The sequence below is a fragment of the Streptomyces sp. NPDC050509 genome, assembly GCF_044457965.1.
Classification (GTDB): Bacteria; Actinomycetota; Actinomycetes; order Streptomycetales; family Streptomycetaceae; genus Streptomyces.
The window spans coordinates 466236-484579 of sequence record NZ_JBITHL010000008.1; the positions used below are offsets into that span (position 1 = coordinate 466236).

General features: G+C 72.4%; 14 protein-coding genes. 6 read left to right on the top strand and 8 right to left on the bottom strand.

The window, feature by feature from the left end:
- Positions 1-57: 57 nt before the first annotated feature.
- The 6 genes from ACIBJC_RS24815 to ACIBJC_RS24840 are packed head-to-tail and all read right to left on the bottom strand — an operon-like array spanning position 58 to position 7221.
- Complete coding sequence (locus ACIBJC_RS24815) at positions 58-876, bottom strand: HpcH/HpaI aldolase/citrate lyase family protein (protein ID WP_399295942.1); 819 nt, start codon at positions 874-876, stop codon at positions 58-60.
- The gene (locus ACIBJC_RS24820; protein WP_399295944.1) at positions 873-2159 is read right to left on the bottom strand and encodes a CaiB/BaiF CoA transferase family protein; all 1287 of its coding nucleotides are present in this window, start codon (positions 2157-2159) and stop codon (positions 873-875) included. Before ACIBJC_RS24820 ends, ACIBJC_RS24815 begins: the two co-directional genes overlap by 4 nt.
- Positions 2156-3556 (bottom strand): ADP-ribosylglycohydrolase family protein, encoded by a 1401-nt coding sequence (locus ACIBJC_RS24825; RefSeq protein WP_399295946.1) that lies wholly within the window; start codon positions 3554-3556, stop codon positions 2156-2158. The genes ACIBJC_RS24820 and ACIBJC_RS24825 overlap by 4 nt, the downstream gene beginning before the upstream one ends.
- A complete protein-coding gene (locus tag ACIBJC_RS24830) occupies positions 3553-4788 on the bottom strand; it encodes an ADP-ribosylglycohydrolase family protein (RefSeq protein ID WP_399295948.1) in 1236 nt (411 codons plus the stop codon). The genes ACIBJC_RS24825 and ACIBJC_RS24830 overlap by 4 nt, the downstream gene beginning before the upstream one ends.
- On the bottom strand, positions 4730-6109 hold the full coding sequence (locus ACIBJC_RS24835; protein WP_399295950.1) for an ADP-ribosylglycohydrolase family protein: 1380 nt from the start codon (positions 6107-6109) through the stop codon (positions 4730-4732). The genes ACIBJC_RS24830 and ACIBJC_RS24835 overlap by 59 nt, the downstream gene beginning before the upstream one ends.
- Positions 6106-7221, bottom strand: a complete 1116-nt coding sequence (locus tag ACIBJC_RS24840) for an ADP-ribosylglycohydrolase family protein (protein WP_399295952.1) — start codon at positions 7219-7221, stop codon at positions 6106-6108. Before ACIBJC_RS24840 ends, ACIBJC_RS24835 begins: the two co-directional genes overlap by 4 nt.
- A gap of 164 nt (positions 7222-7385) precedes the next feature.
- Here ACIBJC_RS24840 and ACIBJC_RS24845 point away from each other — a divergent pair, with 164 nt between their 5' ends.
- From ACIBJC_RS24845 to ACIBJC_RS24870, 6 genes are all read left to right on the top strand, one after another.
- Positions 7386-7868 carry a GNAT family N-acetyltransferase gene (locus ACIBJC_RS24845; RefSeq protein ID WP_399295954.1) on the top strand — a complete coding sequence of 161 codons (483 nt, stop codon included), beginning with the start codon at positions 7386-7388 and terminating at the stop codon, positions 7866-7868.
- 156 nt (positions 7869-8024) lie between these two features.
- On the top strand, positions 8025-8753 hold the full coding sequence (locus ACIBJC_RS24850) for a VIT1/CCC1 transporter family protein (RefSeq protein WP_399295956.1): 729 nt from the start codon (positions 8025-8027) through the stop codon (positions 8751-8753).
- Between the two features lie 497 nt (positions 8754-9250).
- Positions 9251-13828, top strand: coding sequence for a glutamate synthase large subunit (gene gltB / locus ACIBJC_RS24855; protein ID WP_399295958.1), 4578 nt, complete (start codon positions 9251-9253; stop codon positions 13826-13828).
- A complete protein-coding gene (locus ACIBJC_RS24860; protein ID WP_399295960.1) occupies positions 13821-15281 on the top strand; it encodes a glutamate synthase subunit beta in 1461 nt (486 codons plus the stop codon). The genes gltB and ACIBJC_RS24860 overlap by 8 nt, the downstream gene beginning before the upstream one ends.
- Before the next feature lie 233 nt (positions 15282-15514).
- Positions 15515-16273, top strand: a complete 759-nt coding sequence (locus ACIBJC_RS24865; protein ID WP_399295962.1) for a vWA domain-containing protein — start codon at positions 15515-15517, stop codon at positions 16271-16273.
- A complete protein-coding gene (locus tag ACIBJC_RS24870) occupies positions 16270-16866 on the top strand; it encodes a HutD family protein (protein WP_399295964.1) in 597 nt (198 codons plus the stop codon). Before ACIBJC_RS24865 ends, ACIBJC_RS24870 begins: the two co-directional genes overlap by 4 nt.
- On the opposite strand, the gene ACIBJC_RS24875 is transcribed toward ACIBJC_RS24870, so the two are convergent.
- Together ACIBJC_RS24875 and ACIBJC_RS24880 are read right to left on the bottom strand one after the other, a co-directional pair.
- Positions 16829-17086 carry a ferredoxin gene (locus tag ACIBJC_RS24875; protein ID WP_399295965.1) on the bottom strand — a complete coding sequence of 86 codons (258 nt, stop codon included), beginning with the start codon at positions 17084-17086 and terminating at the stop codon, positions 16829-16831. The genes ACIBJC_RS24870 and ACIBJC_RS24875 overlap by 38 nt on opposite strands.
- 13 nt (positions 17087-17099) lie before the next feature.
- The gene (locus tag ACIBJC_RS24880) at positions 17100-18338 is read right to left on the bottom strand and encodes a cytochrome P450 (protein WP_399295967.1); all 1239 of its coding nucleotides are present in this window, start codon (positions 18336-18338) and stop codon (positions 17100-17102) included.
- Positions 18339-18344: the final 6 nt, after the last annotated feature.

Sequence of the window (18344 nt, forward strand, 5' to 3'; positions counted from 1 at the left end):
TACCCAGTACCCCTCCCGGCACGCTGTGCCGGGAGGGGAAGCGGTGCGGCGGTCGCGTCAGGTGACCGTCTGCGACCCCCGCACCGCCAGGGCGAGTGTGCGCCGCGCCGCCGCCACGATCGCCGCGTCCACAAAACGCCCGTCGACCAGCGCCTGCGCGCCCGCCTCCTCGGCCGCCGCCTCGACGATCTCCTCCGCCGACGCGATCTCCTGCGGGGACGGCCGGTAGGCGCGCTCGATCACCGGGAGCTGGCGCGGGTGGATCGCCGCCCTGCCCAGCAGGCCCAGCGCCCGGCCGTGGCGGCAGGATGCCGCCAGCCCGTCCAGGTCCCGTACGTCGGGGAACACCGACTGCGCCGGGGGCGCCAGCCCCGCCGCGCGGGCCGCCACCACGGCCCGGCCGCGCGACCAGTCCAGGCCCCTGTCGTCCCGTACCCCCAGATCGGCGCGGAGATCCGCCTCGCCCAGGGCGATGCCACGGACCGCCGGGTGCGCGGAGGCGATGGCGTGGGCGTGTTCCACGGCGAGGGCCGATTCGAGCAGGGCGTACAGCGGGACGCCGGGGGCGCGCGCCGCCGCGCGGTGGATGTCGGAGGCGTGGGTGACCTTCGGCAGCCGGAGCCCGTCGAGCCCCGGCAGTGCGGCCACGGCGGGCACATCCGTCTCGTCCGCGACCCGGACATGGACGGGGAGCGGGTGCGGCCCGGTCAGGAACTCGGCGGTGGCGGCCCGCGCGTACGCCTTGCGCTCCGGCGCGACCGCATCCTCCAGGTCCACGATCACCACATCCGCGCCCGAGGACAGCGCCTTCACCATCATCTCCGGCCGGTCCCCGGGGACGTACAGCCAGGTCAGCGGGGTGGGTACGGTGCTCACAGCGCACCCTCCGCACGCCGCGCGGCGATCTCCCCCGCCGACAGGCCCAGCTCGGTGAGGACGGCGTCCGTGTCCGCGCCGTGCGGCCGGCCCGCCCAGCGGATCGCGCCGGGGGTCTCGGAGAGCCGGAAGAGCACGTTCTGCATCCGCAGCGGCCCCAGCTCGGGGTCCTGGACCTCGGTGATCGTCTCCAGCGCCCGGTACTGCGGATCGGTCATCACGTCGCGGATGTCGTAGACGGGCGCGATCGCCGCCTCGGCCTTCTCGAACGCGGCCAGCGCCTCGTCGCGGGTGTGGCGGGCCATCCAGGAGCCGACCGCGTCGTCCAGGGTGTCCGCGTGGCCGGCGCGCCCGCCGCCCGTCGTGAACCACGGCTCGTCGATCAGCTCAGGGCGGCCGACCAGCCGCATCACCCGTTCCGCGACGGACTGGGCCGAGGTGGAGACCGCCAGCCAGGAGCCGTCGGCGGTGCGGTAGGTGTTGCGGGGCGCGTTGTTGCGGGAGCGGTTGCCCGTACGGGGCTGGACGTAGCCGAGCTGGTCGTACCAGAGCGGCTGTGGCCCCAGCACGGTCAGGATCGGCTCGATGATCGCCAGATCGACCACCTGGCCCCGGCCCGTGGCGTCCCGCCCACTGAGCGCGGTCATCACCGCGTACGCCGTGGCCAGCGCGGCGATCGAGTCGGCGAGGCCGAACGGCGGGAGCGTGGGCGGCCCGTCCGGCTCGCCCGTGGCGGCGGCGAAACCGCTCATCGCCTCGGCGAGCGTGCCGAAGCCGGGGCGATGCGCGTACGGACCGAACTGGCCGAAGCCGGTCACCCGGGCCAGCACGAGCCGGGGGTTGGCCAGGGAGAGTTCGTCCCAGCCGAGGCCCCACTTCTCCAGGGTGCCGGGCCGGAAGTTCTCGATGATCACATCCGTCCGCGCGGCGAGCCCGAGCAGCAGCTCACGGCCGCCCCGGGTGGAGAGATCGAGCGTCATGGTCCGCTTGTTGCGGCCGAGCAGCTTCCACCACAGGCCCACCCCGTCCTTGGCGGGGCCGTGCCCGCGCGACGGGTCGGGGCGGGTGGGGTGCTCGACCTTGATCACCTCGGCGCCGAAGTCACCGAGGAGGGTGGCCGCCAGCGGCCCCGCGAAGAGCGTCGCGAGATCGAGGACGCGCACCCCGGCGAGGGCGAGGGGGCGGGCGGAGGCTTCGGGCGCGGTGGCGGTCTTCCCGTACGCCTTCCCGTACGTCTTCTCGTCCGTCGTGTCGTCCGTCGGGTCGTCCGTGTCGTCGGTCATCGGGCCTCGATCTCGGTGCGTACGGCGTGGGTGGCCTCGCGGGTCAGCTCCGCGAGGGTGTCGAAGCCGGTGCCGTGGAAGCCGGCGACGGAGGTCGCGAGCCGGTTCTTGAGCGGCGCTGTCCAGCGGTCGGGCAGCCTGGCCGGGTGCCCGGCCAGCAGTCCGGCGATCGACCCGGCGCTCGCGCCGTTCGAGTCGGTGTCCCAACCCCCGGACACGGCACGGCAGATGGAGCCGCTGAAGTCGCCGTCAGCGTGGGTGAGCGCGGCGGCGAGCAGCGCGGCGTTCGGGACCGCGTGGACCCAGTGGTAGTGACCGAGTTCGGCGTGCAGCACATCGGCCACGGTGTCGAAGTCAGGGTGGGCGCGGGCCGTTTCGATGCCGAGGCCCACCGCCCCGGCCAGCCGGGAGCGCGGTGGTACGACGCGGAGCCCGGCCCGCAGACAGGCGTGCACGTCGGCGCTCCTGGCCGCCGCCGCGATGATCGCCGCGACGAACATCGCGCCGTACACCCCGTTGGCGGTGTGGGTGAGCGTCGCGTCCCGGTGGGCCTGCGCGGCGGCGGACGCGGGGTCGCCGGGGTGGGTCCAGCCGTGGATGTCGGCCCGGATGGCGGCCCCGATCCACTCCCGGAACGGGTTGCGGTACCGGGCGGTGTCCGGCGGCTCGATCCCGGCGAGCAGATTGCGGTACGCGATCCGCTCGGCGGTGAAGGTACGCCCGGCCGGCAGCTCGTCCAGCCACAGCCGGGCGACCTGCGCGGTGGTGAACTCCGGCCCGTGGCGCTGGAGGAGCAGCAGATTGAGGAGCGGGTAGTTGAGATCGTCGTCCTCGGGCATCCCGTCGATGTTCTCGGCGAGCGAGGTCGGCGCGGAGCGCCGGTTCCAGGGGTACGCGGCGGCCAGCTCGGCCGGTACACCGCGCGCGGTGAACCAGGTGCGCGGCGGCCAGTTGCCGGTGGCGCGGCCGAGGGCGCGGATACCGGCGAGGGGAAGTTTCTCGACGGGCTTGCCGAGCAGACAGCCGGCGGCCCGGCCGAGCCAGGCCGCGTGCAACGCGCCCTGGGTGAGCGCGGGTTGGGAATCGCCTTGTGGTTCCTCCGGTCCGGGGGGCCAGGACGGGCAGGCCGCCCGGATCGCGGTGAGGTCCGTCGGCTCCGTCTCGGCGCGCGGGGCGGGCAGTTCGGCCAGTTCATCGAGCAACCGCCCTGCCAGCGACCGCAGTCGGGGCGCCGCCGGTTCGGGCGAGGCGCCCGCGCGGTCCGGGGCGGGGGCGCCGCCCGCCGCGTGCCAGCGGCCGGCGATCTCCGTGGCGTCGCGGCCGTCCTCCGCCGCCTGACGCAGCTCGTGGCCGACCAGGTCCTCGGGCTGCACCCAGGTGAGCCGAAGGCCCGTCACCGTACCCCCTGGAACTGACGCACCGTCAGCCGGGCGAAGGCCGACTCGTGGGCGCGGCGCCGCTCCGTGTCCCGGGCGAACATCTCGTACGCCACCGCGGTCAACTCCCGTGCCGGGGACCGCAGATCGAGGCGGCTCGCCTCGGCCACCCGGTCCGCCCACTCCGGCGGGACCGCCGCCGCGCCGCCCAGCGCCCCCGCGAGCGCGCCGCTCATCGTGGCGATCGAGTCGCAGTCCCGGCCGTAGTTGACCGAACCGAGCACCGTACGGCGGTAGTCGCCCGCGCCGATCAGCAACATGCCCAGCGCGATGGGGAGTTCCTCGATGGAGTGCAGCCGGGAGGGCCTGCGGGCGCCCAGGGAGGGCGCGCGGTAGTGCGGTCCCACCGTGTCGAAGGGGGTGACGGCCTCGCGCAGTCCGCGCAGCGCCGACTCCGTGCAGCGGTGCCGGGAGGCGACCTCGCACACCGCCTCGATCGCGGCGCGTGTGCCGTCCTTCGCGACGGCGAGGCAGGTCTCCACCACCGTGGCGGGCGTGGCCTCCGGCGCGCAGGCCGCGGCGACGGCCGCGGCGAAGACCCCGGCCGCCTCACGTCCGTACGACGACTGGTGCGCGCCCGCCACATCGATCGCCTCGGCGTACGCGGCCCGCGGATGCGCGGCGTTGACCAGTCCCACCGGCGCCATGTACATCGCGGCGCCGCAGTTGACGATGTTCCCCGTGCCCGCCTCGCGCGGGTCGACATGACCGTAGTGCACCCGTGCGACCAGCCACTTCTCGGCGAGGAAGATCCGCTGGAGAAGCAGCGCCTCGGCCTCCAGCTCGGGGATCCAGCGCGGGGTGGAGATCAGGTCGGGGACGAGGTGCTCGGCGATCGTGTACGCGTCGAGGTGGTCGCGGACGCGGGCGTACACCCGGATCAGGGCGTGGGTCATCAGGGTGTCGTCCGTGATGTGGCCGTCGCCCTTGTGGTACGGGGCGAGGGGGCGTGCGGTGCGCCAGTCCTCGTACCACGGCCCGACGATGCCGGTCACCCGGCCGCCGTGCCGCTCCACGATCTGCTCGGGGGAGTACCCCTCGACCGGGCCGCCGAGCGCGTCGCCGACGGCCGCGCCGATCAGCGCGCCGGCGATCCGGTCGCCGAGGTCCGGCGAGACGGGAGATTCGGAAGGGTCAGGTGTGACGGGAGGTGGAGGTGTGCCGGGCGTCGGGGGAGTGCTCAGCGTCGTCATGTCGGAATTGTCCCCCCGGAGCGGTCAGTTCCGTGGCTGTGAGAAGCCCGGCGAGTTCCACCAGATCCGTACCGGCGAGCCGGGGCAGCGCACACCCCGCGAGCGTGCGGCAGGCGTCCCGCCAGGCGACGGGCACGGCGTCCCCGCCGCCGAGCGCGCCGGTCAGCGCGCCGGCCAGCGCGGGGGCGGAGTCCGCGACCCGGGAGAGACAGGCGGCGGCCGGGACCGCGCCGCTGACCTCGCCACGGGCGGCGAGGGTCAGGGCGAGGGCGACGGGGACGGTCTCGGCGGCGGCGATGCCGTAGCTGTAGACGTGGTCGACGATCTGATGCTCCAGCAGCGGTACGAGGGCGAAGGCGCCGGCCGGTTCATGGGCGAAGTCCCGGGCCAGTTTGACGGCGTGGCGGGCGTTGCGGCCGATCTCCGTGGTGCCGGGGAGCTGGGCGAGCGCGGCGTCCACGGCGGCCTCGGGATCCGCGCCGCCCAATGCGGCGGCGACGGCCGCGGCCATCGCCCGGGCCCCGTGCACCCCGTCGCCGTCCTGGGTGTACCGGGCGTCGAACTCCGCGAGCGCGGCGGCGCGTGAGGGGTCGCCGGGGTGGACGGTGGCGAGAACGGCGGCGCGGACACAGGCAGCGTCGTCGAAGTAGTGCGGATTGTCGTGACCGGTGGCGGGCGGGCGCAGCCCGGTGGCGAGATTGCCGAGGCCCGCGCGTACGGAGATCCGGGCCCGCAGGGGCGGCACGGCCGACTCGACCTCGGGCGCGCGTGCCGCGGCGGCGGCGATCTCGCCGGCCAGGGAGTTCCAGGCGAGGTCGACGGCGACGCGGACCCTGCGGGCAGCGGTGAACCCGTCGAAGCGCCGCCCGGCGGCGGCGAGCACGCACCCGGCGGCGAAGGCCGCCCACTCGGCGTCGTCGGAGGGCCCGAGCCGGAGCGGTTCGGGCGGCTGGTTGAGGGCGATGGGGACGGGGAGGGTGGTGGTCGCGTTCTGCTCGGCGAAGGTGTCCAGCTCACGGGTGAGCCGGCGGGTCCACTCGGGCATCCGGGCCGCCCGGTGGCGCGCGGCGGGCCAGCCCGCGGCATCCCCGGCGGCGAGCCCGAGGAGCAGGCCCTCGATCCGCCGGAACGGATCGCGGGGGGCGGCGCGGGCCGGCTCAGGAGCGAGCAGCAGCCCGGATCCGTACCCCTGGGCGACGGCCCCGCCCGGGGCGCGCCCCGCGCTCCCGGCCACGGGGAGCCCCACCCCGTCCCCCGCCCCTGCCCCTGCCCCTGCCCCTGCCCTTGTCGTGGCCTGCGCGTCGTTCCGTCCCGTCGTCATGAGGCCGCCTCTTCGTCGCCGTCCGGGCCGTCGCCGTACGGACCGTCGCCGTACGGACCGTCGCCGTACGGACCGCCGTCGTACGGGCCGTCCCCGTACGGATCGTCGTCGTACGGAGTGAGCAGGTCGGCGATGTCCAGGACGTGGTAGCCGCGCATCGACGGCAGACAGCTTCCCCGTACCGGGCCGATGGCCGAGGACCACTCCGTGGGGATCGCCCGTGCCCCCGACAGGGCGCCCGCCAGCGCGCCCGCGACCGCCGCCGTGGTGTCCGCGTCGCGGCCCATGTTGACGGCGGTGAGTACCGACGTACGGAAGTCGCCGCGCGCCGCGGCGAACGCGCCGAAGGCCAGGCCGACCGCCTCGGGGGCCAGGTCCGTCCACGGGTAGCCGCCGATGACCACCGCCGAGCGGACCGCGCGTTCCCTGGTGAGGGTGTCGGGGTAGGCGTGCCGCGCGGCGACGACACCGCGGCGCAGGGTGCGGGCCGTCCAGGAGTCCATGGGGATGACGGAGAGCGCGGCGGCGATCACCGAGGCGGGTCCCGCGCCCGTCATCGCGGCGGCGACGCCCGCCGCGACCGCCCGGCCGCCGTAGATGCCCTCGCCGTCGTGGCTGACCCGGCCGTCGACGGCGACCAGCCGCGCCGCCTCCTCGGGGCGGCCCGCCGCGAAGACCCCGAACGGCGCGGCGCGCATCGCGAGTCCGTCGCTCCAGGCGTGCCGGTGCTGGGCGGTGATCGGCGCGGCGAGCCCGCGCCTGAGGTTCTCCAGGGTGCCGCGTTCACTGAAGCCGGCCCCGCGGAACGGGCCCTCGTCGTGGTCCGCGAGCCAGTGGTGCCACGCCTTCTCGACATGGGCGACGGTCAGCGCCGAGCCGTGCCGGGCGAGCAGCAGCCCGGAGAAGATGGCGTACTCGGTGTCGTCCGTACCGGCCGGGTGCTCGGCCACGAAGCCCTCGATCCGGCCCCAGCGGCGCCGGATCTCGGAGGGCCGCATGTTCTCGGCGGGCGCGCCGAGCGCGTCGCCGACGGCCAGGCCCAGCAGCGCGCCGCGCGCCCGGTCACGTACCACCGCGATCTCGGCGGCGGGGTCGCATGCCGTCTGTTCCATGGTGTGACCCCTCAACTCGACCCCGACCTCTGCACCCTCTGCCCCCACTCCACCCATGGCGTCTTCCGCCATCCCTGCCACGTGGAGCGCCGGACGAGTCGGGTGGCGCCTCGCTGTCACCCGGGTGGCATCCGCGACGCGCGTCACCTGCCATGCTCGTGACCATGACGGCGACGGCGACGGCGAACGGCCCACGGATCGAACCGGCGCGGACGGCGGACGTCCATCAGGTCCTCGCCGACCACCCGCGCTACTGGGGCGAGCGCGATCTCCGGTCGCTGCACCTGCTCGCCCTGGTGCAGGAGTTCGGCCCGACCTGCCTGGTGGCGCGCGCCGAGGACGGCATCCGCGGGTATCTCTTCGGGTTCGTCACCCCGACGGGCACGGGGTACACGCATCTCGTCGCCGTCCGGGACGACGCGCGGGGCACCGGCCTCGGGCGACGGCTGTACGCGGCGTTCGCCGAGGCCGCGCGGGGGCAGGGCGCGGATCGGCTCAAGGCGGTCACCTCGGTGGGGAAAACCGGCTCCGTCGCCTTCCACCGCCGACTCGGCTTCGCCGTGGAGACCGTCGACGACTACAACGGGCCGGGGCAGCCCATGGCTGTCTTCCACCGCGATCTGCCGTTCGGCGATCCGGGCGCCTGACCGCCTTCCCTTCCTCGTCTTTTTCCCTCCTCCTGCCTGGTAAGTACGGCCTTCCTTGCTGGCGGGAGCGATTTTTCGTGCGTACTTTCGAAGCGTTGGGGGGTGTGGACCGGTCCGCGGACGGACCCGGGATCCGCCCCCGCGAAGGGGAGAAGCATGTCCATCATCGAAACCGAGGCCACACTCCACGAGGCCCACCGTGACAATCACACGCACCGCGATGTGAACGGCGGCTGGCTGCGTCCCGCGGTGTTCGGCGCGATGGACGGGCTGGTCTCCAACCTGGCGCTGATGACCGGGGTCGCCGGGGGTGCCGTCTCGCAGCAGACGATCGTGATCACCGGGCTGGCGGGGCTCGCCGCGGGCGCCTTCTCCATGGCCGCGGGCGAGTACACCTCCGTGGCCTCTCAGCGGGAGCTGGTCCAGGCTGAACTCGACGTCGAGCGGCGGGAGTTGAGCAAGCATCCGGCGGACGAGCTGGCCGAGCTGGCCGCGCTCTACGTCTCCCGGGGCGTGAAGCCGGACCTGGCCCTCGAAGTGGCCACGCAGCTCTCGCGCGACCCCGAGCAGGCGCTGGAGATCCACGCCCGCGAGGAGCTGGGCATCGACCCCGACGATCTGCCGTCGCCGCTGGTCGCCGCCGTGTCGTCGTTCGGCTCCTTCGCGCTGGGCGCGCTGCTGCCCGTCCTGCCGTATCTGCTCGGTGCCACCGTGCTCTGGCCCGCGGTGCTGCTCGCGCTCGTCGGGCTCTTCGCCTGCGGCGCGCTGGTGGCCCGGGTGACCGCGCGGAGCTGGTGGTACAGCGGGCTGCGGCAGCTCGTCCTCGGCGGTACGGCGGCGGCGCTCACGTACGGGCTCGGCGCGCTGTTCGGCGCCGCCCTCTGACGCGCCCGCCTCGTGGCCCCGTAACCCCCGCCCCGTAACCCTCACCCGGTACATACGCCTCGTACATTCCCGGTACGTTCCGTACATCCGTACGACACATGGCGCGGCCGAAAAGATTCCCCGTCCGGCCGGGCCCGGCGGGGGAAATCGTCCGCCCTGTGACCTACGTCCCTGGGCGTTCCGGCCCTGCGGGTGCGACACTATGCCTGGCGCCACATATGTAGCCGTTACCCGGCGGTTTCGAGTCGTTCATCACCGGGCATGAGCCGTAGGCGCCGCAGGCAACGAAGCCAGCTCCGCCACAGCCGAACGGACGACGATCTGTCCGTCTGCGCCCCCACATCCACCGCTACGAGCGGTGTCCACATGCTGGAACGTGCCATCCGCTTCCCGAGAAGCTTTCCATCATGTAACCTGCACGAAATTTCCTGGAGGGCCAGCGTCGTCCCTCGGTAATCGCATATGCCAAGCCGATACACACGACGACGGGAGAGCCGATGCGTTCCGACGCCTGGTCGCCCATGGACGGTCGCCCCGCCCCGCAAGGGATGTACGACCCCCGTAACGAGCACGACGCCTGCGGCGTCGGCTTTGTGGCCACCCTCACCGGTGTTGCCAGCCACGAGCTGGTGGAGCAGGCGCTGACCGTACTGCGCAATCTCGAACATCGCGGCGCCACCGGATCGGAGCCCGACTCCGGCGACGGCGCCGGAATCCTCCTCCAGGTGCCGGACGCCTTCTTCCGCGAGGTCGCGGGTCTCGACCTGCCCGAGGCCGGCGCGTACGCCGCCGGTATCGGCTTCCTGCCCGCCGACGACGCCACGGACGCCGTCTCGCGCATCGAGACGATCGCCGCCGAAGAGGGCCTGAACGTCCTCGGCTGGCGCGAGGTCCCCGTCGCCCCCGAGCTGCTCGGCTCCACCGCCCGCGCGACGATGCCGGCCTTCCGCCAGATCTTCGTCGCGGACGGCACCAGCACCGGCATCGCCCTGGACCGCAAGGCATTCCTGCTGCGCAAGCGCGCCGAGCGGGAGGCCGGGGTCTACTTCCCCTCCCTCTCCGCCCGGACCATCGTCTACAAGGGCATGCTCACCACCGGCCAGCTCGAACCGTTCTTCCCGGACCTCTCGGACCGCCGGTTCGCGACCGCCGTCGCGCTGGTCCACTCGCGGTTCTCCACCAACACCTTCCCGAGCTGGCCGCTCGCCCACCCGTACCGCTTCGTCGCGCACAACGGCGAGATCAACACGGTCAAGGGCAACCGCAACTGGATGCGCGCCCGTGAGTCCCAGCTCACCTCCGACCTCTTCGGCGACGGGACCCCCGAGAACACCGCGAAGCTGGAGCGGATCTTCCCCGTCTGTACGCCCGACGCCTCCGACTCCGCCTCCTTCGACGAGGTCCTGGAGCTGATCCACCTCGGCGGCCGGTCGCTGCCGCACTCCGTGCTGATGATGGTCCCCGAGGCGTGGGAGAACCACGACTCGATGGACGCCGACCGGCGCGCGTTCTACCAGTTCCACGCCACGATGATGGAGCCGTGGGACGGCCCCGCCTGTGTCACCTTCACCGACGGCACCCAGGTCGGCGCGGTCCTCGACCGCAACGGACTGCGCCCCGGCCGCTACTGGGTGACCGACGAAGGCCTCGTCGTCCTCTCCTCCGAGGTCGGCGTCCTCGACATCGACCCGGCGAAGGTCGTCCGCAAGGGCCGCCTCCAGCCCGGCCGGATGTTCCTCGTCGACACCGCCGAGCACCGCATCATCGAGGACGACGAGATCAAGGCGTCCCTCGCCGCCGAACAGCCCTACAAGGAGTGGCTGGAGACCGGCGAGATCGAGCTGTCCGACCTCCCCGAGCGCGAGCACATCGTGCACACCCACGCCTCGGTCACCCGCCGCCAGCAGACCTTCGGCTACACCGAGGAGGAGCTGCGCGTCCTGCTCGCGCCGATGGCCCGCGCGGGCGCCGAGCCCATCGGCTCCATGGGTACGGACTCCCCGATCGCCGCGCTCTCCGCCCGGCCCCGGCTGCTCTTCGACTACTTCACCCAGCTCTTCGCGCAGGTCACCAACCCGCCGCTGGACGCCATCCGCGAGGAACTGGTCACCTCGCTGCGCTCCTCGCTCGGCCCGCAGGGCAACCTGCTGGAGCCGACCGCCGCGTCCTGCCGCAGCGTGACCCTGCCCTTCCCGGTGATCGACAACGACGAGCTGGCCAAGCTCGTCCACATAAACGCCGACGGCGACATGCCGGGCATGAAGGCCGCCACGCTCTCCGGCCTCTACCGGGTCAGCGGCGGCGGCGACGCCCTCGCCGCCCGTATAGAGGAGATCTGCGCCGAGACCGACGCCGCCATCGAGAGCGGCGCCCGGAACATCGTGCTCTCCGACCGGCACTCCGACGCCGAGCACGCCCCGATCCCCTCGCTGCTGCTCACCGCGGCCGTCCACCACCACCTCATCCGTACCAAGCAGCGCACCCAGGTGGGGCTGCTGGTCGAGGCCGGCGACGTACGCGAGGTGCACCACGTCGCGCTGCTCATCGGCTTCGGCGCCGCCGCCGTCAACCCGTACCTCGCCATGGAGACCGTCGAGGACCTGGTCCGCGCCGGTACCTTCATCGAGGGCCTGACCGCCGAGCAGGCGATCCGCAACCTGATCTACGCGCTCGGCAAGGGCGTCCTCAAGGTGATGTCCAAGATGGGCATCTCCACCGTCGCCTCCTACCGCGGCGCGCAGGTCTTCGAGGCCGTCGGCCTGGACCAGGCGTTCGTGGACAAGTACTTCAACGGGACCGCCACCAAGATCGGCGGCGCCGGACTCGACGTCGTCGCCCAGGAGGTCGCCGCCCGGCACGCCAAGGGCTACCCCGCCTCCGGGATCTCCGCGAGCCACCGCAAGCTGGAGATCGGCGGCGAGTACCAGTGGCGCCGCGAGGGCGAGCCGCACCTGTTCGACCCGGAGACGGTCTTCCGCCTCCAGCACGCCACGCGCACCCGCCGCTACGACATCTTCAAGCAGTACACGGGCCGGGTTAACGAGCAGTCCGAGCGGCTGATGACGCTGCGCGGCCTGTTCAACTTCACCGCCGGACGCGCCCCCGTACCGCTGGACGAGGTCGAGCCCGCCTCCGAGATCGTCAAGCGCTTCTCCACCGGCGCCATGTCGTACGGCTCGATCTCCCAAGAGGCGCACGAGACCATGGCCATCGCCATGAACCAGCTCGGCGGCAAGTCCAACACCGGCGAGGGCGGCGAGGACGCGGAGCGGCTGTACGACCCGGCCCGCCGCTCCTCCATCAAGCAGGTCGCCTCCGGACGCTTCGGCGTCACCAGCGAGTACCTGGTCAACGCCGACGACATCCAGATCAAGATGGCCCAGGGCGCCAAGCCCGGCGAGGGCGGTCAGCTCCCGGGCCACAAGGTCTACCCGTGGGTCGCCAAGACACGGCACTCCACCCCTGGCGTCGGCCTGATCTCCCCGCCGCCGCACCACGACATCTACTCCATCGAGGACCTCGCCCAGCTCATCCACGACCTGAAGAACGCCAGCCCGCAGGCCCGCATCCACGTGAAGCTGGTCTCCGAGGTCGGCGTCGGCACCGTCGCCGCCGGTGTCTCCAAGGCACACGCCGACGTCGTGCTCATCTCGGGCCACGACGGCGGTACGGGCGCCTCGCCGCTCACCTCGCTCAAGCACGCGGGCGGCCCCTGGGAGCTCGGCCTCGCCGAGACCCAGCAGACGCTGCTGCTCAACGGCCTGCGCGACCGTATCGTCGTCCAGACCGACGGCCAGCTCAAGACCGGCCGCGACGTCGTCATCGCCGCGCTGCTCGGCGCCGAGGAGTACGGTTTCGCGACCGCGCCGCTCGTCGTCTCCGGCTGCGTCATGATGCGCGTCTGTCACCTGGACACCTGCCCGGTCGGCATCGCCACCCAGAACCCGGTGCTGCGCGAGCGCTTCTCCGGCAAGGCCGAGTACATCGTCAACTTCTTCCAGTTCATCGCCGAAGAGGTCCGCGAACTCCTCGCCGAGCTGGGCTTCCGCAGCCTCGAAGAGGCCGTGGGCCACGCCGAACTCCTCGACACCGAGCGCGCCGTGGACCACTGGAAGGCCCAGGGTCTCGACCTCGCGCCGCTCTTCTACGTACCGGAGCTGCCCGAGACCGCCCCGCGCCACCAGGTCATCGAGCAGGACCACGGCCTGGAGAAGGCCCTCGACAACGAGCTGATCAAGCTCGCCGCCGACGCGCTCGGCGCCGACAGCGCCGAGGCCGCCCAGCCCGTACGCGCCCAGGTCGCCATCCGCAACATCAACCGGACCGTGGGCACCATGCTCGGCCACCGGGTGACCAAGAAGTTCGGTGGCGCCGGCCTGCCCGACGACACCATCGACATCACCTTCACCGGCTCCGCGGGCCAGTCCTTCGGCGCGTTCCTGCCGCACGGTGTCACCCTGCGCCTGGAGGGCGACGCCAACGACTACGTCGGCAAGGGCCTCTCCGGCGGCCGGGTCGTCGTACGTCCCGACCGCGGCGCCGAGCACCTCGCCGAGTACTCGACCATCGCCGGCAACACCATCGGCTACGGCGCCACCAGCGGCGAGCTGTTCCTGCGCGGCCGGACCGGCGAGCGCTTCTGCGTCCGTAACTCCGGCGCCACGGTCGTCTCCGAGGGCGTCGGCGACCACGGCTGCGAGTACATGACCGGCGGCCAGGCCGTCGTCCTCGGCGAGACCGGACGTAACTTCGCGGCCGGCATGTCCGGCGGCGTCGCGTACGTCATCGACCTCGACCCGGACAACGTCAACGCCGGGAACCTGGCGGCCGTCGAACCCCTCGACGACTCCGACAAGCAGTGGCTGCACGACGTGGTGCGCCGCCACCAGGAGGAGACGGGCTCCACCGTCGCCGGGAAGCTGCTGGCCGAGTGGGACGCCGCCGCGGACCGCTTCAGCAAGATCATCCCGACCACTTACAAGGCAGTGCTCGCCGCCAAGGACGCCGCCGAGCTGGCAGGTCTCTCCGAGACCGAGACCACCGAGAAGATGATGGAGGCGGCGACCAATGGCTGACCCGAAGGGCTTCCTCACCACCGGGCGCGAAGTCGCCACGTCCCGCCCCGTCGAGGAGCGCGTCAAGGACTGGAACGAGGTCTACGTTCCGGGCTCGCTGCTCCCCATCATCAGCAAGCAGGCCGGGCGCTGCATGGACTGCGGCATCCCGTTCTGTCACAACGGCTGTCCGCTCGGGAACCTGATCCCCGAGTGGAACGACTACGCCTACCGCGAGGACTGGACGGCGGCGAGCGAACGCCTGCACGCCACCAACAACTTCCCGGAGTTCACCGGACGGCTCTGCCCGGCGCCCTGCGAGTCCGCCTGCGTCCTCGCGATCAACCAGCCGGCCGTCACCATCAAGAACGTCGAAGTCTCCATCATCGACAAGGCGTGGGACAGCGGCGACGTCACCCCGCAGCCCCCCGAGCGGCTCTCCGGCAAGACCGTCGCCGTCATCGGCTCGGGCCCGGCCGGCCTCGCGGCGGCCCAGCAGCTCACCCGGGCCGGTCACACGGTCGTGGTGTACGAGCGCGCCGACCGCATCGGGGGACTGCTGCGCTACGGCATCCCCGAGTTCAAGATGGAGAAGTCGCACATCAACCGCCGTATCGAGCAGATGCGCGCGGAGGGCACCAAGTTCCGTACGGAGACGGAGGTCGGCCGGGACATCACCGCGTCGACCCTGCGCAAGCGGTACGACTCCGTGGTCATCGCCGCGGGCGCCACCGTCTCGCGCGACCTGCCCGTCCCGGGCCGCGACCTCCAGGGCATCCACTTCGCGATGGAGTACCTGCCGCTCTCCAACAAGGTGCAGGAGGGCGACCTGACGGTCTCCCCGATCACCGCCGAGGGCAAGCACGTCGTGGTCATCGGCGGCGGCGACACCGGCGCGGACTGCGTCGGTACGGCGCACCGCCAGGGCGCCGCCTCCGTCACCCAGTTGGAGATCATGCCGCAGCCCGGCGCCGAGCGCGCCGCGCACCAGCCGTGGCCGACCTTCCCCATGCTCTACAAGGTCACCTCCGCGCACGAGGAGGGCGGCGAGCGGCTCTACTCCGTCTCCACCACCCACTTCGAGGGCGACGAGGACGGCAACGTCCAGTCCCTGCACCTGATCGAGGTGGAGTTCAAGGACGGCAAGCTGAACCAGAAGGCGGGCACGGAGCGCGTGATCCCCGCCCAGCTCGTCACCCTCGCGATGGGCTTCACCGGCACCGACCAGCAGAACGGCCTGGTCGAGCAGTTCGGCCTGGAGCTGGACGAGCGCGGCAACATCGCGCGGGACGCGCAGTACGCGACCAACGTCCCCGGCGTGTACGTCGCGGGTGACGCGGGCCGCGGCCAGTCCCTGATCGTCTGGGCGATCGCCGAGGGCCGCTCGGCGGCGGCGGGCGTGGACCGCCACCTCACCGGGGCCAGCGACCTCCCGTCCCCGATCCGCCCGACGGACCGGGCCCTGATGGCCTGATCCGTACTACTGCACCACTCTGCACCACCGCACGACCCAAGACTCCCGTACAACGGCGTACGGGCGGTGTTGGCCCGGGGAGCGTCTCCCGGGCCCTCCCGCAAGACGCGGCGCCTGCCTCCAAGTCCCCGACCGGACCCATGGCAGGCGCCGTGGCGTGCGTGGGGACCGGCAGCGTCCTGACCAGTGGGAGAATCACGGGAGTTCAGCTCCGCCGACCGCAGAGGACGCGCATGGTCACGGCTCCCGGTTCCGCCCCTTCCGGCCCTTCCGGCGCGGGCATCAGCCTGCGGAAGATGGAGGAGACGGCCCCCGCGCTGGTCAGCCTCTACAAGAGCGCGAAGGTGTCGCTGGAGAAGAACGGGCTGGGCGGGGAGCGCGCCGCCGTCTACCTCGTCCTCGACTACTCCGGCTCGATGCGCGAGTACTACCGGGACGGCACGGTCCAGGCCCTCGCGGACCGGGTGCTGGGGCTCTCGGCGAACCTGGACGACGACGGGATCGTCCCGGTCGTCATCTTCTCGACGGACATCGACGCGGAGACGGACATCTCGCTGGCCGGTCACGAGGACCGTATCGCCAAGATCGTCGCTTCCCTGGGGCACATGGGGAAGACCAGCTACCACCTGGCGATGGACGCCGTGATCGACCACTACCTGGACAGCGGTTCGACCGCCCCGGCCCTGGTCGTCTTCCAGACGGACGGCGGCCCGATCAGCAGGGCGGCGGCCGAGCGCTACCTGTGCAAGGCCGCCAAGCTGCCGCTGTTCTGGCAGTTCATCGGCTTCGGTGACCCGGACAGCAGCCAGTTCGACTTCCTCCGCAAGCTCGACGAACTCCCGGTGCCGCAGAAACGCGCCGTCGACAACGCGGGCTTCTTCCACGCGGGCCAGGACCCGCGCGGGGTCCCGGACGACAAGCTGTACGACCGGCTCCTCGCCGAGTTCCCGCACTGGCTGGCGGCCGCACGGGCACAGGGCATCGTCCCGTGACCCCCCGCGTGCTGCGAGCGGGGAGTCGCGCCGCCGTACCGTGGCGCAACGGCGGCGGCGTCACCCGCGAGATCGCCTCCTGGCCCGAGAGCGCCGGTACGGCCGGATTCGACTGGCGGATCAGCCTCGCGGAGGTCGCCGGGGACGGCCCGTTCTCCGTCTTCCCCGGCGTCGACCGGATCCTGACCATGGTCGAGGGCGCGGGCATGGACCTCACGGTCGGCGGGCGGCGCCGACGGGTGGACGAGCGCTACGTTCCGGCGTCCTTCCCGGGCGACCTGCCGACCGGCTGCCTCCTCCTGTCGGGCCCGGTCGTCAACTTCAACGTCATGTACGCCAGGGACCGTACGGCCGCGGAGGTCGCCGTCGTACGGGGCGCCCTCCCCGTCCCCGTACCCGGCGGCGGGACGGTGGTGGCCGTGGTCCTGGAGACACCGATGGTCCTGGAGACGGCGGCGACCCGGGGCGGCACCCCGCTCGACCGCTACGACGCGGCGGTCCTGACGCCCGGCTCCGGCCCGGTGACCCTCCACGGTGAGGGACGCGCGGCGCTCGTCACGCTCCGGACCGTCCCGCCCGTTCGGTCGCGCTGAGCCGGCCCGCCTCATCTGTCACCAGCGTGAGCGCCCCGCTCGGACAGATGTGCACGGCCTCCCTGACCCTGTCGAGGTCGTCCTCCCCGACCTCCTCGGCCAGGACGACCACCGTGCCGTCGTCCTCGGTCTGGTCGAACAGCTCAGGTGCGGTGAGGACGCACTGACCGGCGCCGACACAGCGCGTACGGTCCGCGACGATCCGTGGTGCGGTACTCATGGGATGGCCCCTTTCACCAACTGACCGGCATCTCGTAGATGCCGTAGACCGAGCTGTCGTTCTTGAACGGCAGCTTCTCGACGGGCGCCGCGAGCTTCAGCCCCGGGACCCGCCGCACCAGGGTGTCGAAGACGATCTGCAGCTCCATCCTGGCCAGGTTCTGCCCCAGGCACTGGTGCGCGCCGAAGCCGAAGGCGAGGTGGTTACGGGCGCCACGCTCGATGTCCAGCTCGTCCGGGCGCGGGTAGACCGCCGGATCGTGGTTGCCCGCGTTGCTGAGGACGAGGATGCCCTCACCCGCCCGGATGAGCACCCCGCCCACCTCCACGTCCGCCGTGGCCGCACGGGACACCACGGCGTCGGCGATGGTGAACGAGCGCAGCATCTCCTCGACGGCCGCCGGGGTCCTCGCCGGGTCCGCGCGCAGCGCCGCCAGCTCGTCCGGATGCTCCAGCAGCGCCAGCGTGCCGAGCGAGATCATGTTCGCGGTGGTCTCGTGACCCGCGATGAGCAGCAGGAACGCCAGACCGATCAGGTCCTCACGGTTGTACGAGCCCTCCTTGCGGTGCTTGAGGATCTGCCGGCCGAGCAGATCGTCGGTCGGCTCCCGCTCCTTGTCCGCGATCAGGGTCCCCAGATACCCCTGCAGCGAGTTCAACGCGTCGAGCTTCTCCTCGTACGACGGGGTGCGGCCGATCAGCCGGGACGAATGGTGCTGGAAGAACTCGTGATCCGCGTACGGGACCCCCAACTGCTCGCAGATGACCAGCGAGGGCACCGGCAGGGACAGCGCCGTCACCAGATCCGCCGGCCGGGGCCCGGCCAGCATGGCGTCCAGGCACTCGTCCACGATCTGCTGGATACGCGGCTGGAGTCCCCGCATCCGCCGTACGGTGAACTCGCCCAGCACGGCACGCCGCGCCGTACCGTGCTCCTGCCCGTCCATACCGATCATCGTGGGCCTGACCTCGGTGGCCAGCTTCTGCTGCGACGGGCTGAGCGCGGGGAAACCGGGCGCCGTCCGGTCCGAACTGAACCGGGGATCGGTCAGCACCGTACGGATGTCCTCGTGCCGCGTGATCGCCCAGGCGGTGGCGCCGGTGGGCAGGGAGACCCGCGCGACCGGAGTCTCCTCGCGCAGCCGCCTGTACTCGGCGGGCGGGGCGTAGGGGCAGGTGCGGGGGAGAGGCATGTTCACATCGGACCGGTCGGTCACATCGGGCCGGTCGGTGACATCAGGGGGATTGCTCATCGGATC